Origin of the sequence: Pseudoalteromonas arctica A 37-1-2 (genome assembly GCF_000238395.3) — a bacterium.
Taxonomy (GTDB): domain Bacteria; phylum Pseudomonadota; class Gammaproteobacteria; order Enterobacterales; family Alteromonadaceae; genus Pseudoalteromonas; species Pseudoalteromonas arctica.
In genome coordinates this window covers 2,255,286-2,270,020 of sequence record NZ_CP011025.1, presented here as the reverse complement: position 1 = coordinate 2,270,020, position 14,735 = coordinate 2,255,286, and the positions used below count along the sequence as shown (strand labels likewise).

The 14,735-nt window shown below is 39.3% G+C and carries 16 protein-coding genes; 3 read left to right on the top strand and 13 right to left on the bottom strand.

The genetic code is table 11. The features are described 5' to 3' along the window. Positions 1-7: 7 nt before the first annotated feature. Both PARC_RS10140 and PARC_RS10135 read right to left on the bottom strand, forming a co-directional pair. Complete coding sequence (locus PARC_RS10140; protein ID WP_010554236.1) at positions 8-790, bottom strand: CLCA_X family protein; 783 nt, start codon at positions 788-790, stop codon at positions 8-10. Between the two features lie 24 nt (positions 791-814). Then, the gene (locus tag PARC_RS10135; protein ID WP_010554237.1) at positions 815-1,411 is read right to left on the bottom strand and encodes a tRNA-uridine aminocarboxypropyltransferase; all 597 of its coding nucleotides are present in this window, start codon (positions 1,409-1,411) and stop codon (positions 815-817) included. Positions 1,412-1,548: 137 nt separating this feature from the next. On the opposite strand from PARC_RS10135, the gene PARC_RS10130 reads away from it, so the two are divergent. Beyond that, on the top strand, positions 1,549-1,893 hold the full coding sequence (locus PARC_RS10130) for an Hpt domain-containing protein (RefSeq protein WP_007582543.1): 345 nt from the start codon (positions 1,549-1,551) through the stop codon (positions 1,891-1,893). Between the two features lie 105 nt (positions 1,894-1,998). Next, the gene (locus tag PARC_RS10125; protein ID WP_010554238.1) at positions 1,999-3,216 is read left to right on the top strand and encodes a pyridoxal phosphate-dependent aminotransferase; all 1,218 of its coding nucleotides are present in this window, start codon (positions 1,999-2,001) and stop codon (positions 3,214-3,216) included. 379 nt (positions 3,217-3,595) lie between these two features. Here the strand turns inward: PARC_RS10125 and PARC_RS10120 are convergent, their stop codons facing one another. From PARC_RS10120 to PARC_RS10105, 4 genes are all read right to left on the bottom strand, one after another. Beyond that, on the bottom strand, positions 3,596-4,063 hold the full coding sequence (locus PARC_RS10120; RefSeq protein WP_010554239.1) for an outer membrane lipoprotein: 468 nt from the start codon (positions 4,061-4,063) through the stop codon (positions 3,596-3,598). 178 nt (positions 4,064-4,241) lie between these two features. Beyond that, on the bottom strand, positions 4,242-4,862 hold the full coding sequence (gene lpoB / locus PARC_RS10115; protein ID WP_007375407.1) for a penicillin-binding protein activator LpoB: 621 nt from the start codon (positions 4,860-4,862) through the stop codon (positions 4,242-4,244). 11 nt (positions 4,863-4,873) lie between these two features. Next, complete coding sequence (locus PARC_RS10110; RefSeq protein WP_007582549.1) at positions 4,874-5,299, bottom strand: YcfL family putative periplasmic lipoprotein; 426 nt, start codon at positions 5,297-5,299, stop codon at positions 4,874-4,876. Between the two features lie 8 nt (positions 5,300-5,307). Next, positions 5,308-6,672 carry a COG3014 family protein gene (locus PARC_RS10105; protein WP_010554240.1) on the bottom strand — a complete coding sequence of 455 codons (1,365 nt, stop codon included), beginning with the start codon at positions 6,670-6,672 and terminating at the stop codon, positions 5,308-5,310. Positions 6,673-7,183: 511 nt separating this feature from the next. On the opposite strand from PARC_RS10105, the gene PARC_RS10100 reads away from it, so the two are divergent. Continuing rightward, positions 7,184-8,053 carry a DMT family transporter gene (locus PARC_RS10100; RefSeq protein WP_010554241.1) on the top strand — a complete coding sequence of 290 codons (870 nt, stop codon included), beginning with the start codon at positions 7,184-7,186 and terminating at the stop codon, positions 8,051-8,053. Between the two features lie 22 nt (positions 8,054-8,075). Here PARC_RS10100 and PARC_RS10095 read toward each other — a convergent pair whose 3' ends face one another. The 7 genes from PARC_RS10095 to PARC_RS10065 all read right to left on the bottom strand — a co-directional run bounded on the left by PARC_RS10095 (position 8,076) and on the right by PARC_RS10065 (position 14,730). Next, the gene (locus tag PARC_RS10095; RefSeq protein ID WP_010554242.1) at positions 8,076-8,762 is read right to left on the bottom strand and encodes a M15 family metallopeptidase; all 687 of its coding nucleotides are present in this window, start codon (positions 8,760-8,762) and stop codon (positions 8,076-8,078) included. Further along, positions 8,762-9,892: a succinyl-diaminopimelate desuccinylase gene (gene dapE, locus PARC_RS10090; protein ID WP_010554243.1), complete on the bottom strand. Its 1,131-nt coding sequence runs from the start codon at positions 9,890-9,892 to the stop codon at positions 8,762-8,764. Before dapE ends, PARC_RS10095 begins: the two co-directional genes overlap by 1 nt. Further along, entirely contained in the window at positions 9,892-10,236 is a 345-nt protein-coding gene (locus PARC_RS10085) for an ArsC family reductase (protein WP_007582559.1), read from the bottom strand. Before PARC_RS10085 ends, dapE begins: the two co-directional genes overlap by 1 nt. 4 nt (positions 10,237-10,240) lie before the next feature. After that, positions 10,241-10,738 carry a PTS glucose transporter subunit IIA gene (locus PARC_RS10080; RefSeq protein ID WP_010554244.1) on the bottom strand — a complete coding sequence of 166 codons (498 nt, stop codon included), beginning with the start codon at positions 10,736-10,738 and terminating at the stop codon, positions 10,241-10,243. Positions 10,739-10,741: 3 nt separating this feature from the next. Further along, positions 10,742-11,128 (bottom strand): ACT domain-containing protein, encoded by a 387-nt coding sequence (locus PARC_RS10075; RefSeq protein WP_007582563.1) that lies wholly within the window; start codon positions 11,126-11,128, stop codon positions 10,742-10,744. A gap of 226 nt (positions 11,129-11,354) precedes the next feature. Continuing rightward, on the bottom strand, positions 11,355-13,514 hold the full coding sequence (gene pta / locus PARC_RS10070) for a phosphate acetyltransferase (RefSeq protein WP_010554245.1): 2,160 nt from the start codon (positions 13,512-13,514) through the stop codon (positions 11,355-11,357). Position 13,515: 1 nt separating this feature from the next. Beyond that, on the bottom strand, positions 13,516-14,730 hold the full coding sequence (locus tag PARC_RS10065; protein WP_010554246.1) for an acetate kinase: 1,215 nt from the start codon (positions 14,728-14,730) through the stop codon (positions 13,516-13,518). Between the last annotated feature and the right edge of the window lie 5 nt (positions 14,731-14,735).

Below are 14,735 nucleotides of genomic sequence, written 5' to 3'. Positions count from 1 at the left end.
AGCTGGTTTAATCCATTTTATGAAGCGCGTAACCCAGTAGTGCAAAATACTGGTTAAGCGCTTCATTTGCTTTATTAATATGCCCAATATTTGGGTATATTAAATTACTACATTGTAAGCCCCCCACTAAAAAGCTATTTTTTATATTTGAATGCTGCTCAATACAGGCTTCAAAACAACGTGCGGCAAGCTCCTCTGGCATACTCATATAATTCATATTGTGAGCTTTATCGTGTTCTATGCATGTTTGTACAAAGTTATTTGCATCAACGCCTTGCTCATCTAAAAATACATTTTTATAAAAACTGTTCAAAGCATTATTAAGTGGGTGCGATAAATTAGGCGTGTTTGAAAGCCATAATTTTGAGGCAAAACCAAATCGTGGTTTTGCTGCAAATAAATGCTCGCTTATATGATGGTCAAACGCATGAAACCATTCGTGAGCAAGTGCACCACCGCCTGCATTTTTTGCAAGAGCAAGCGTTTGAGAAGCCGCATTATAATGCGCTTGTACACCTTTTTGACCGCCATGACCAAATGCAAAATTAAGTTTGCTACGAAGACCAATTGCTTTGGGCGGTAAATGCAGTATTTGTGCAAGGTCGGCCAGTGCATCGTAAATTAAATTAGCGCTAATGTAGCGCTCTTCTTTAGTTACCCATTTACCGACGACCATTGACCTAAAGCCAAAGGTATCTCTTATATCGCTAAAGTCGACTTGGTCGTCAAAGCGATAGTCGGGGCCTTGGCGAGTAAAGCCACGTTTTAGTCTGTTAGGGTAGTTACGCATTGCAAGTTTCATATAGTAACGAATTTAATCTAAGTAACGTGCTTTTACGTGCTCGGGCATGTGTTGGGTTTGTTTTTGTATTAATTCATCAAGCACATTATAAAGTGGTGCAGGATTTAACTGCTCTATTAAAAACAAACTATGTGCTACGGCTTCAAGTGTGGATAGGCTGTCGGCCCTAGGGGCTTTACGAATAGCATAACGATTTTTAGGTAACTGTTTAAAACTGACCGTTTTGAATTGATTTAGCAATGTGGTGAGCTGCAAAATTTTGTAGGCTTTTTTCCATGTACCATCAACCACGATTAAATGGGTGATGTTTTTTATATTAGATTGCTCAGCGCTATCGTCTAAATTTACAGCGTGTTCGTTAGGGTAGAGCAAAACAGTTGAGCTTACTGGCAGTGATTTAAGAATAGAAAAGTCGTCATTATTTTCGCCTTTGACTATTTGGCAATCAGTTAGACACAAATTGAGTAGTTTAGCGGTATTTTTTGCTATTTTTTCTTCGCTTGGGTGCTGTAGAATAATAACCTTAACTTTGTTGTTTATATTTGTAATTGCGCTGCAAATACAGGTGTTAAGTGCAAAGTTACAATGATTACAAAGTGTGCGTGCCATTTAATAAACTTTTTGTTGCCAGTATGATCCTCACAATTATACATTTATAAGGTAATTAAGTTGGTTTTTTTTACGCATCAATATAAAGTAGTACTATTAAACTGTAATTTACATGGATTGTTTTAAGGGCTTAAAATATGACAGAAATAAATATTGATACATCAGCATTAGAGAGTATGGAATCGTTATTGGGTGAGCAGTTTGCTGATACACTTGATTTTTGCTGCTCGGAGTTTGAGCGTTTAGGCTCTGAAGTTTTAGCAACCATTGGAAAAGACAGAGAAGCGGCGATTCGTCATTCTCATAGCTTAAAATCTAACGCTGCGCAGTTTGGTGCTTCAAGCCTTGCTGAAGTATCTCGCGTTATTGAACAAAATTTAAACCTAGATAACTTAGCTGAAGCCATCGACGCATCTAATAGCTTAATGGCTCAAGTAACAGGCTCTCAAGCTAAGCTAAATGAATGGTTAGCATCTCGTTAATTATTGAAACTGAAACGTGAATTTATTTCAGTACTAAGTCATCAAATACACTGGCATTTTGCGCCTTTACTAGGTTAGTCTAAAGACTCACTAGTCGAGGTAAAAATGTCTGATATTAAAAAGAGTCACAAATTAGAAGGTGTATGTTATGACATTCGTGGGCCGGTTTTAGCGCAAGCTAAAAAAATGGAAGACGAAGGTCAAAAAGTATTAAAATTGAATATAGGTAATCCGGCTGCTTTTGGTTTTGATATGCCAGAAGATATGCACCGCGATATTATTCGCAACTTATATTCAGCCCAAGGTTACTGTGACTCTAAAGGCCTCTATTCAGCCCGCGTGGCTATTTATCAACACTACCAACAACGTGGATTACATAATTTAGATGTAGATAACATTTATATTGGTAATGGCGTAAGCGAACTTATTCAGATGATCACCCAAGCGCTATTAAATAATGGTGACGAAGTGCTTATTCCTGCTCCAGATTATCCACTTTGGACTGCTTCGGTCACGTTATCGGGTGGTAATCCGGTACATTATTTATGTGATGAAGAACAAGATTGGTTTCCGGACATTGCCGATATAAAAAGTAAAATCACGTCTAAAACTAAAGCTCTGGTATTAATTAATCCTAATAATCCTACTGGTGCGGTTTACAGTGATGATTTGTTAATGCAATTAATTGATATAGCGCGTGAACATAAACTGCTGTTATTGAGCGATGAAATTTACGAAAAGATTTTATACGATGGTATAACGCATACTTCAATCGGCTCACTTTGCGACGATGTGCCTATTATTACTTTTAATGGTTTAGCTAAAACCTACCGTGCAGCGGGGCTGAGAATGGGGTGGATGGTTCTAAGCGGTCGTACCTCGGTAATGGATGATTTACGCAAAGGCCTAGAAATACTTTCATCTATGCGTTTGTGCGCAAATGTACCTGCACAGTATGCGATTCAACAGGCTTTGGGCGGCGTGCAATCAATTGATAGTCTAATAAACCCGGGTGGTCGCTTGTATGAGCAGCGTGATATTGCATGGCGCGGATTAAATGATATTGAAGGCATTAGTTGTAAAAAACCTAAAGGCGCACTCTATGCGTTTGCCAAAGTAGATACAGCACTTTTTAACGTCAAAGATGATGAAAAGATGATGTACGATTTGCTAAAAGCCGAAAAAATATTACTTGTACATGGCAGGGCGTTTAATTGGCCAGATCCTGATCATTTTAGGTTGGTCTTTTTACCAAGCAAAGATGACTTATCCGATGCGATGTTAAAAATGAAGCGCTTTTTTAAAGACTATCGCCAAGTATAGTTATTAAAAAATAATAAAAAACGAGCCAAATTTGGCTCGTTTTTTACTTTAGTCATGAATATATTAACAGGGCGTGTTGATCTTTGTGGATTGAAATTTGTTCAATCTAGGGGCGATTAAATCGCGACGCGAGGTTTGTAACCTAGTGGGCTAAGTAAAAACCGAGCAAAGCTTCCGCGTCCTGCTCACGCCCCTTACCTACATCCATGTAGGCAACAAAGAGTTAATTGCCGCTAGGCAGAACCCTTCGGGCAGCGCATGTTTGGCATTTATGCTGCGTTATCGCCTATTTATAGGGAACAACCACAGTTCATAGGCTCTGCCTTGTCTAAATACCAAACATTCTGCTGCAAATTCAACCACCAAAGTTCAGCACGTCCTAGTACGCTTTATCTACACGCACTGTGTTGTCGTTCAAGTACACTAATCTTACGTTATCGCCTTTGCTAAAACGCATTGATTGGTCCTGATCTTGAACAACCATAAACTGGTCGCCATTTTCAACTTGTATTAATAACTCTACAAAGTGATTTTGCTGATAATGACTTTGCTGCTGCCTATTATGTGCAACACTGCCGCCAATTACCGAACCTAATATTGTTGCTACTGTGCGGCCGCTACCACCACCAAACTGGTTGCCTACTACGCCACCGAGTAATGCACCGCCGAAGGTTTTCCAGCCGTTGTTTTTGTCTTGAATGATTTCTTGTTCGGTAATATTGCGTACCGATTTTACGTCACCAAATAAAACTTGCTGCACAGGGACTGCTTTATTGCGCTCGTATTTAGCAAACGTAGGCGCACTTATTGTAAGTAAAGCGCACATAATTACAGTAACTGCTTTCATAACTTGCTCCTTTTATACCAACCTGCATAAATCTCTGATCAATTTAACGAATTAAATTGCGCTATAACGTCGTTAAAATTTTTTTATTTAGAACAACTAGATACAAAAACTTTTGCCTAGTACTAGCGTAATTTTCTTAACGTTAAATAGAGCCCATATATAAGCCGATTGGTATTAGCTACCAGCCAAAGGTTGATTTTTCTTTAGTTTTACGAATTTCAGTTTCGTCTGCCCATTCAACTAGGCCGCTTTCCATATCCATTAAACGCATTGTAAATTTATAGTATACGTCTGATTTATCGGCATTTGATTTAACGATGCTTGATAAGTTTCCGTATAACATATATTGCGCACCAATTTGTTTACCAAATGCAACGGCTGTTGCAGGGTTAACAAGAGCATCTTCATTTTGAAACGTTAATTGCTCACGTACTGACTCAACACGGGTCATATCTACAAAACGGAACTTACCGCTGCGTAGCATTTGTGTTGAGATTGAATCGGTGATTGATTCTGTGTCAATGTGCTCGCTGGTTTTATTTTTAATACGCTCAACAAATACTACAGGGCGTTTATTAGCGGTCATTGTGCCAACAACAGGTGAGCTGAGTAATGAGTCAGTCATTTGGCTCGCTACTTTTTGTAAGTCGGTAGAACCAAAATTAATATCTGTTGTTTCTACTGCTTGTGCATCGCCATAACTTACTACGGCTTTATTAGCACAGCCACTTAGTACTAAAGCGCTCAAGCCAACTAAAGCGTAAGTTGATGCTGTTTTAAATTTGTTACTGATGATCATGGTTGTTTCCTTTAATCTTTAAATTCTTGTGATTCGGTAGACACTTCTCTTACTGCTAAAGAAAAGGTAACCGCATCAGAGCTAGGTGCTAAGCCCGGTAATTGTGTTTTTGCAAAACCAAATAAGGTGAGTGCTTGCCAAGGTGAATGATTGCCTTTAATAACAAAGCCGTCTTTATCAAACCAATTAAATTGATACTGCAAATACTGTGATTTTTTATACTGGCTCGAAAGTGTCACTACTACATCGGTTAACTGGTTGGTTTGACGTGTTTTAACATCAGTAATGGCCAGCTTTTTACCGAGCTCTGGGTTATCTACACGTAATTGCTCATTAAACTGATTTTTATTTTGTTCAACAGAAATACCCGATGTAACCGGTTTGCTGGAACATGCACTGAGCATTAAGACTGCTAATAATGGCGCTATGTATTTCATGATGGCTCCTAAAGTTGAACTACGTGGTAATTAAAGTAGTTATTAACGGAGGTTAAGTAAATTAACGTTAACCCTTGCTTACTAACGGTAAAATTTATAGGTGCTTGTGTGCCTATATGCACAGAATGCTCACCTGTATTTAGGCTTTGCCTTGCAACACTTATTTGATTTGGAAGTGTAAGCCAGCTGCGTGTATCAGCTTGCTCAGACGCCAAATTATAAATATTAGCAAGTATGTTACCTACATCACCGGCACTGCGAGCAAGTTCTGCACGCACTTTCTCTTTAGCTACTAATCTAAGTACTTGGCGAGCTACTTTTGCAGGTATTTGATCTTCTAATGTTTTTGCTGCAAGTGCTTCAATGTGTACTAATGGGCTCAGCTCTAAGCTTTGTGCATCTATGTTTATATTATTAAGGCGGCGCACATAGGCATTATCTTTATATACTGGCATTGCAAGGCTGTAAAAGCGTGCATCGCCGCGTGATGAATAAATTGGTAAGCGCAGTTTAAATTCATCTTGTTTTGGTACTAAGCCTTGTTCAAATAAAACAATTACTTCGCCTTGTGTTGCAGAAATAGTGGGTGCATCACTAAAACGTTTTTTAAATTCGCTTAGGTCTTGGTCAAACCCTTGTTTTTTAGCAAGGCGCATTACGTCCTGCTGTAAATAAATATTGTTAGGTTGTATAGCCAGTGCTTTTTTATAATCAATATAAGCATCGTCATACTGTTTAGCACTTTGGTAAAGCAAAGCAGATAAATAAAATGTGTAGGCATTTTGAAAGCCATTTTTCACGTCTCTGGTCACATTGCCCATGCTAGGGTAGTGCTGCTGCGCTTCCTTAACTGTTGAGTCGCCATCTGTTTTATTTTCGCTTAGTGCATCAACTTGTACTTTATTAGCACGGCGAATTTCGACCAAAGCGCCTTCTACATCATTTTTATACACGTAGTTAAGTGCTTTATAACTATGAAGCATACTCATTTCGTAAGCCGGTGGTACATAAGTAATTGCTGAGTCGTTAGTAAATAACGCATTGCTTTGCTCAAGCCCCGCACTTACTTGTATTTTGGCGGCTTCGCGTTTTTTTTGCATTTGCGTATACACGTTCTCAAATTTACTTTGTGCCTCTTGTGGCGTATTGGCTAAGTCGTTTAAGCGAGCTTGCTCAAGTTGGTTGAGTAAGTAGCTGCTGTGCATGGTGCTATTATTGGCAATAAGGGATTGCGCTTCTTCGATATTGTTTTTCTCGATCGCATTTCTTATTGGTGTCATTTGCGTGGCATAGTCATTAAATAGGTCATTAAAGCCCATTGTGCTACACCCACTTAAAATACAACAAAAGCTTAAAATTATACTTAGGCGCACTGCGCACTCCTCTAAATTCACCTGTATACATTAACATATTATTTTTAGCTAAATGTGTGAAATATTGTAAAAAATCGTAGAGTAAAACTGCCTGCTAATAAAGAAATATAAAATGACATTGGTGAACAAAGTGTGAATTTTCTTGTTGGGTAACAATATTGAAATGCTTAAGGTACTTTATTGGTCTTATTGAATACAATGATCTCTAAAGCGTAATGATAAATGAATTTTTTAAATGAAGTAATTGCTATTCACTAAGTCGTATACGAAAAATACTAAAAGGGTATCTTGTGTTGTAGACACCGTATTTTGCAAATGCGGCTAAGATTTTAGTATAAATGATCTAATTTATTAAAACTAAATACTCACTTTGCACAGTTATAACAATCCTGTTTAAATGTGCTGCTCAGTAAGCGGTTTTATAGCCGCTTATGACAATGTTTTTAGCTTAGTAGGTTAATTAATTAATTGAAATAACGTTGTAATTTGTTTTTATTGCTAAGGAATTTTTTTGAAAGCTACGTTGTACACAATCATTGCTTTAATTGCGTTTGCTGCAAACTCTCTTTTTTGCAGAATGGCTTTAGCCGAAGGCTATATAGATGCTTGGAACTTTACAGTTATTCGCTTACTCAGTGGTGCTGCGTGTTTGGGCATTATAATGGCTATTTATACTCATAATTTAAAACGAAAAGGCACATTTAACCCCGCTATTTTAAGTGATAAAGGAAGCTGGCGAAGCAGTATAAGCCTTTTGGTTTATGCACTTTGTTTTTCAATTGCATACGTAGAGCTAGATACAGGCACCGGTGCACTGATTTTGTTTTCAGCCGTGCAACTCACTATGATTGGCTGGGGTATATATCAAAAAGAGCAGTTGAGTGTGCTTCAGTGGTGCGCGTTTATAGTGGCGCTAGGTGGGTTTGTATATTTAATGCTGCCATCTGCTGCTGTACCGTCATTATTAGGTGCATCACTTATGGCACTCAGTGGTGTGGCATGGGGTATTTACAGTATTCGCGGTAAAGTGTGCGTATCGCCACTGCGTACTACAGGGTTTAACTTTATAAGAAGCTTAGTGGCTATCCCTGTTTTATTACTTGTTGGTATGAGTTATTTAAAAAATATGAGTATTGAAGGGGTTTTGCTTGCATGTGCCTCGGGTGCGATAGCGTCTGGAATTGGTTACAGTGTTTGGTATGTGGCTATGCCACTGCTTAAAAGTACCCAAGCTGCTGTTGTGCAGCTTTGTGTACCTGTACTTGCAGCCGTGGCCGGGGTCTTGTTTTTATCAGAGCAGGTAACAATGGAGTTTGTAATAGCAAGCTCATTAATATTAGGCGCTGTACTGGTATTTATTTTAAATAAAAAGAAGGTTTAATATTATTTAAGTTAACCTTTTTTTAAGGGGGACTAACGTTCGTTACAAAGCGTGTATAAATAGCGGGTAAGTTATCAAGTATTGCCTGCTTACCCTGTAGTTCACTGTTTTTTATGCATTCAAAAAGTACTTGTTCGCTAAGCTTATTCACTAATAATTGCGATTGCTTAATATGGCTTATATGCCAAAGCTCAGGTGCGACACCACCTAAATCATGCTGGTAAGGGCGATAAAAGCCAAATTTATCTAAGTTAGTATCAAGCCAATTACTTAAAGGCGCAAACGGCCCACCTTGCAGGTATTCATCAGGTGTTAGCTGTAGTTTATAATCATCACTTACCGCAGCTTTATCAAACACATCTAAATCGGTGCCTAAATGGTGCCTGCTTGCCCCAGGTAATGCAGAGTAGAGCATTATTGCTATGCATTTATCTACATCATTTAGTTTAGTTAAATCTACAACCTTTTGCTGTTTATTATAAACAGGTCGAATACCTAAAAACTTATTATTCCAAATAATTGATTGACGATTAAAGTCGCGAAAACTTGAGGCAATAGTAAGCTCAAATCCTGCTTTTTGTGCTGCACTTTGCAGCGCTAAAAAGTCGCTGATAATAGCGCTGTGCAAGCGATGATTTTGTATATCAGTTAAATGTGTATCACTTTGCCCTGTGATACACATTATTGGTGTTGGTTTAGTTACATCCATTAGGCTAAAAGTTGCTCTAGTATTTGCTCGTAAATGTCGGCAAGGGCTATTAAGTCATCGGTACTTACGCATTCATCTATTTTATGAATAGTGGCGTTACGTGGACCTAGTTCAATTACTTTAGCCCCTGTTTGTGCAATAAAACGACCATCTGATGTGCCGCCGGTAGTTTCTAGATTCGTGGTTAAACCAGTTACTGATTTAATAGCTGTAACCGTGGCATCAACAAGCGGCCCGTGCTCGGTAATAAAAGGTAAGCCATTTACTATCCAACTTAATTCATAATTTAAGTTATGCTTTTGTAGGATGTCATTCACACGCTGTTGTAATTGCTCATGCGTTACTTGCGTGCTAAATCTAAAGTTAAACTGTACTTCTAGTTCACCCGGGATCACATTACCTGCACCTGTGCCGCTATTAATATTTGAAATTTGAAAGCTGGTAGCAGGGAAGTATTCGTTGCCGTTATCCCACACCGTTTGGCTAAGCTCAGTAAGTGCAGGCGTTGCTAGATGAATTGGGTTTTGTGCTAAATGTGGGTAGGCAACATGACCTTGTACGCCTTTAACCGTTAGGTAAGCGGTAAGTGAGCCTCTTCGGCCATTTTTAACAACATCGCCTAATACATCTCGTGATGAGGGTTCGCCTACTAGGCACATATCAATTTTTTCACCACGGGCTTCTAGTGTATCTATTACACGTGTTGTGCCGTTTATAAACGGTCCTTCTTCGTCAGAAGTGATTAAAAAAGAAATAGAGCCTTTATGATCTGGATGTTTAGTAACAAAACGCTCTGTTGCTACTAGCATTGCGGCTAATGAGCCTTTCATATCGGCAGCACCACGCCCGTGCAGTAGGCCATCTTTTATTAATCCTGAAAACGGCGGGTGTTGCCAATTTTTTTCAGGGCCTGTTGGTACAACGTCGGTGTGACCTGCAAAACAAAAGTGCGGCGATTGTGTGCCTTTTCTAGCCCAAGTATTAAGTGTGTCGGTAAAAAATAATGATTCTATATTAAAACCAACCGCAGCAAGGCGATCGTTCATCATTTGTTGGCAGCCAGCATCTTCGGGCGTTACCGATTCACGTTGGATTAGCGCTTGGGCGAGTTGAATTACGTCATTAGTCATTATTTAAAAATCTCGTCGTATTGGGCTGCTTTAAAACCTAAATGGTAACTGCCATTGTTTACCAGTACTGGACGTTTGATCATGGCAGGTTGTTCAACCAACAATGGGATAGCACTTTCTTTAGTTAGACTCTGTTTTTGCTCATCAGTTAATGCGCGATAAGTTGTTCCACGTTTATTAACGAGTTGTTCCCAATCGAGCTTGTCTGCAAATTCACTCACCATTTGCTCATTTACACCATCTTTGCGGTAGTCATGAAACGTAAATTCGATGTTGTTATCGGTTAAATATTTTTTAGCTTTTTTTATCGTATCGCAGTTGCTAATGCCGTATAGAGTGATCATAAATCTAGTTCTTCTTAATAATAGTTAATAGGGTGTCTTCACCCGCATTTACATGCGAATGCGAGTAATGAAATGTGCCAAGGTTATGGCCGTTTAGTAAAATTAAACTAGCAAGCATTGGAGTATCAAGTTCTCGTAAATCAAAATAAGCAAGGCGTTGACCTTTGCATATTTTGCTACCATTGAGTTGCGCAATATGGGTATGCGTAATTGATTGTGAATCAAAAATAGTTAAGTTAATCAAGACTTTTAGACCATTATTAGCTTGTAGAATAAACTCAGTACCTGCATTTTTTACTTGTAATAAAGTTCCATCAAACGGTGCTAAAATTTTATGACTTGTTAGTTGCACCATAATACCGGGGCCCAGAGTGCCAAAACGAAAAAAAGGTTCTGGGTGCTCTTTCAGTGCAATTACTTTACCTGTAAATGGGCTGGTAATATTTATTGCATTAAGAGGCGTTTTATTTTGAGCTAAATAGTCAATTTTTTGAGCTTTCATAAGTTAGTTTACCACCACGTTATAACCCTCTTTTTTTAAAGCGGAAATAGCATTTTCTGCAGTGTGTTTTTTTATGAGAATATAATCAGTATCGTAGGTTGAGATTGAAAAGATAGAAATTTTAGCGCGCGCTAATACCCCTGAAATATTAGCCATAATTCCGGTTAACGAAAAGCCAAGTGGACCTACAACCTCTAAAGCTTGCCAGTCGGGTTCGGTATCCAGGCTTTTTACTTCAAAATCGCTTGGGCATACAATTGAAAGTTCATCATGGGTTTTAGAAATAAAAAACAAAGATTGCTTTAAAAGTGCCGCAGGTATGTCGGCATCTACATCTAAACTGTGTATAGATAAAATGGTGCTGTGTAATTGTAATGTTTGTTTTGACATTAAAAGCCTGCGAACAGCAATATTGATAGCTTTATAGTATAGATTATTGGCTTTAAATTAAAGGTGTAACAACGACTAACTCAGCAGTAAATAAGTAGATAAAAGAAGGGGGTAAAAACTTACCCACAATTTCTGTGGATAAGTATGGGGGTTGTAGGGTATAAATAACCTAACTAGTTAATTATTAAATAAATAATAGCTAGGCTATAAAAAGCACACGTTACGTTTAATGAGTAATTAGCGCTTCTGTTTGAGCTGCCTGAATGGCAGTTAAGGCGATTGTATACACAATATCATCAACTAATGCACCACGGCTTAAATCGTTTACAGGTTTACGCATACCTTGCAGCATAGGGCCAATACTTATCAAGTCGGCACTACGTTGTACTGCTTTATACGTGGTATTACCCGTATTTAAATCTGGGAATATAAATACGGTCGCTTTACCGGCTACAGGGCTGTTAGGTGCTTTTTTAAGTGCTACGTTTTCCATTATAGCTGCATCGTATTGTAGTGGGCCGTCGATAATTAGATCAGGACGTTTTTGTTTTGCAATTTTTGTGGCTTCACGTACTTTTTCAACATCGGCACCTGTACCAGAAGTGCCCGTGCTGTAGCTGATCATGGCAACACGCGGCTCTATGCCAAATGCAGCTGCAGAGTCGGCAGATTGAATCGCTATGTCTGCAAGTTGTTCAGCATTAGGGTCTGGGTTAATCGCACAGTCACCGTAAACTAACACTTGGTCAGGCAGTAGCATAAAAAATACAGATGATACTAGTGATGACCCTGGTGCTGTTTTAATCAATTGCAGTGGTGGGCGAATTGTATTTGCCGTAGTGTTTACCGCGCCCGATACTAAACCGTCTACTTTACCTTGCTCAAGCATCATTGTACCGAGTACGACGTTATCTTGTAGTTGCTCTTGTGCTACTACGGCAGTTAGGCCTTTGCTTTTACGAATTTCGACCATAGGCGCAATATAATCATTAATGATACTTTTTGGCTCGATAATACTTACATGTTCGTTTAGCTCAATACCTTGCTGCTGTGCAATACGCATTATTTCTTCGCGATCGCCTAGTAATATAGTTTTAGCAATTCCGCGTTGACCACAAATAGCAGCCGCTTTAATTGTACGAGGTTCATTACCTTCTGGTAGAACCACGGTTTTACCTGCTTTACGCGCTTTAGTGGTAAGTAAGTAACGAAATGCGGGTGGTGATAACTTACGAGTTTTACCTACACTTTTAGCTAGAGTATCTAGCCAGCTTGAATTGATATGCTCTGCGTTGTGATCTTTTACTTTTTCAATACGTTGGTCATCATCATTTGGTACTTCCATATTAAAGTTATGCAGTAGTAATGATGTACGCCACGTGTCTGCATCGGTTGCGAGTATTGGTAAGCCGGTTTGCATGGCTTGCTCACACAAGGCCATAATACGTGGCTCTGGCTCAAAACCACCGGTGAGTAATATAGCGCCAAGTTTAGTGCCGTTCATAGCAGATAAGCACGCAGCAACAAGTATGTCAGAGCGATCGCCCGGTGTTACTAATAAAGCGCCTGGCGTAAAATAATTTAAAATATTTGAAACCGTACGAGCACAAAAAGTAATACGGCGCAGACGACGATGAAGCATGTCGCCTTCGTTAATAATCGTGGCTTTTAAGTATGCGCTTAAGTCTTTTACGCGCGGGGCTACTAAGTCAAAATCCCACGGGATTGCACCAAGTAACATAAACGGATTTTTTTTAAAAATAGGCAGGGAGGCTAAACGATTTAACTCGTTTTCAAGCTCTTCAGGTTTATAGGCATCGACTAAATCGGCGCGTGCACGACCTTCTTCATCAAGTGGCGCATTTACTTTATTAAAAATACAGCCCAGTACGCGAGGATGATCGATACCACCGTAGTTACCTGCTGCAATTTCAAGGCGGTCTTCTATTTGAGTAATGGTGTAATTACCTGGGGTAAGTACAAATACAATTTCGGCGCCGAGTGTTTGCGCAATTTCGCGGTTTACACGCCCAGCATAAGGTTGGCGACGAGTAGGTACCATACCTTCAATAATAGCGACTTCGTCGTCGTTTATTTTACTTTCAAAGCGTTCAACAATTTCCTCTAGTAGGTCATCACCTTTACCGTCGCCAATCATTTGCTCAGCATAATCAAGTGCAAAAGGCATTGGTGGGTTAATAGGTGAGCCTTGAGTAACTATTTGCGTTGATTTTTCAGGGCCTGTTTCACCAGAACGAGGCTGAGCTATTGGTTTGAAAAAGTTAACTTTAACTGTTTTTTGTTCAAGTGCACGCACTAAACCAACTGATACCGACGTTAAACCCACACCGGTAGAAACAGGAATTAACATAATACGACGTGCCATATTAAAGCTCCTTTACAATATTTGCAGCATCAAGGGCAATAACCCATTCTTCATTAGTTGGTATTACTACTGCTTTGACGTGTGAATTTTTACAGCTAATAACGCCTTCTTGACCAAAGCGCGCATTGAGGTTGGCTTGCGGATTACAATTAATGCCTAAAAAGCCAAGTTGTGTAATTACTTTTTCACGAATAATATCTGAGTTTTCACCAATACCACCAGTAAATATAACAGCATCAAGGCGCTGTAATGGCACCATATACGCCGCAATTTGTTTTGAAAGGCGGTAGCAAAACATTTCAATTGCGAGTATCGCTTTTTTATTCCCGGCCAAAGCGGCTTCTTCAATGGTACGGCAATCGTTAGAAAGCTCGCTAATACCTAACAAGCCACTTTTTTGATTTAGTAGGTTATCAATTTGCTGGGCTGTGTAATCAAGTTGAGTGGTTAAAAAATTAAATAAGCCAGGGTCAATATCGCCGCTACGTGTGCCCATTATCAGCCCCTCTAAAGGCGTTAGTCCCATGCTGGTATCAACACTCTTACCATTTTTAATAGCGCATACAGAACAACCGTTACCTAAGTGGGCACTAATAAAATTGCTTTGCTCGATAGGTTGCTTTAGCAGCTTTGCTGTTTGCCCTGCAACATAAAAATGACTTGTGCCGTGAAAACCATAACGCCTAACACCAAACTCGGTGTACAACTTATATGGAAGAGCGTAAAGAAAGGCAACTTCATTCATAGTTTGGTGGAATGCAGTATCAAACACCGCGACTTGTGGCAAACCTTCAAACGATGCCTGCGCCGATGAAATACCTAGTAAATTAGCGTGCCCATGAAGCGGCGCAAGCGTTGCAGACTGTGTAATGCCTGCAATTACTTTTTCGTCAATCAATACCGATTGCGTAAAGTGCTCGCCGCCATGTACAACACGATGACCCACTGCGATAAGTTGCTCGTCTAAGTTGTGATCTTTTATTAAGCTTACAAGCGTATTTATAGCCTCAGCATGTGCTTGATTAGCCGCTAAGTCGATAACTGTTTTAGTACCATTAAATTTGTATTTAATAGAGGGCGATTTGTCGCCTAAGCGTTCAGCAAGACCTGAAATGATTTCGTGACCATCGTTCGCATCAATAATGGCAAACTTTAAGCTAGAGCTACCACAATTTAAAACTAAAACGTGTTGTGATTCAGGAGGGGTTGTTGGCATAGATT

Excerpts from the sequence above, each read along its gene's own strand:
- dapE (WP_010554243.1), bottom strand. The coding sequence starts at position 9,892 with ATGACTAATGACGTAATTCAACTCGCCCAAGCGCTAATCCAACGTGAA.
- PARC_RS10140 (WP_010554236.1), bottom strand. The coding sequence starts at position 790 with ATGCGTAACTACCCTAACAGACTAAAACGTGGCTTTACTCGCCAAGGC.
- PARC_RS10075 (WP_007582563.1), bottom strand. The coding sequence starts at position 11,128 with ATGTCAAAACAAACATTACAATTACACAGCACCATTTTATCTATACAC.
- PARC_RS10135 (WP_010554237.1), bottom strand. The coding sequence starts at position 1,411 with ATGGCACGCACACTTTGTAATCATTGTAACTTTGCACTTAACACCTGT.
- pta (WP_010554245.1), bottom strand. The coding sequence starts at position 13,514 with ATGGCACGTCGTATTATGTTAATTCCTGTTTCTACCGGTGTGGGTTTA.
- PARC_RS10110 (WP_007582549.1), bottom strand. The coding sequence starts at position 5,299 with ATGAAATACATAGCGCCATTATTAGCAGTCTTAATGCTCAGTGCATGT.
- PARC_RS10085 (WP_007582559.1), bottom strand. The coding sequence starts at position 10,236 with ATGATCACTCTATACGGCATTAGCAACTGCGATACGATAAAAAAAGCT.
- PARC_RS10125 (WP_010554238.1), top strand. The coding sequence starts at position 1,999 with ATGTCTGATATTAAAAAGAGTCACAAATTAGAAGGTGTATGTTATGAC.
- PARC_RS10120 (WP_010554239.1), bottom strand. The coding sequence starts at position 4,063 with ATGAAAGCAGTTACTGTAATTATGTGCGCTTTACTTACAATAAGTGCG.
- PARC_RS10065 (WP_010554246.1), bottom strand. The coding sequence starts at position 14,730 with ATGCCAACAACCCCTCCTGAATCACAACACGTTTTAGTTTTAAATTGT.
- PARC_RS10095 (WP_010554242.1), bottom strand. The coding sequence starts at position 8,762 with ATGGATGTAACTAAACCAACACCAATAATGTGTATCACAGGGCAAAGT.
- PARC_RS10130 (WP_007582543.1), top strand. The coding sequence starts at position 1,549 with ATGACAGAAATAAATATTGATACATCAGCATTAGAGAGTATGGAATCG.
- lpoB (WP_007375407.1), bottom strand. The coding sequence starts at position 4,862 with ATGATCATCAGTAACAAATTTAAAACAGCATCAACTTACGCTTTAGTT.
- PARC_RS10080 (WP_010554244.1), bottom strand. The coding sequence starts at position 10,738 with ATGAAAGCTCAAAAAATTGACTATTTAGCTCAAAATAAAACGCCTCTT.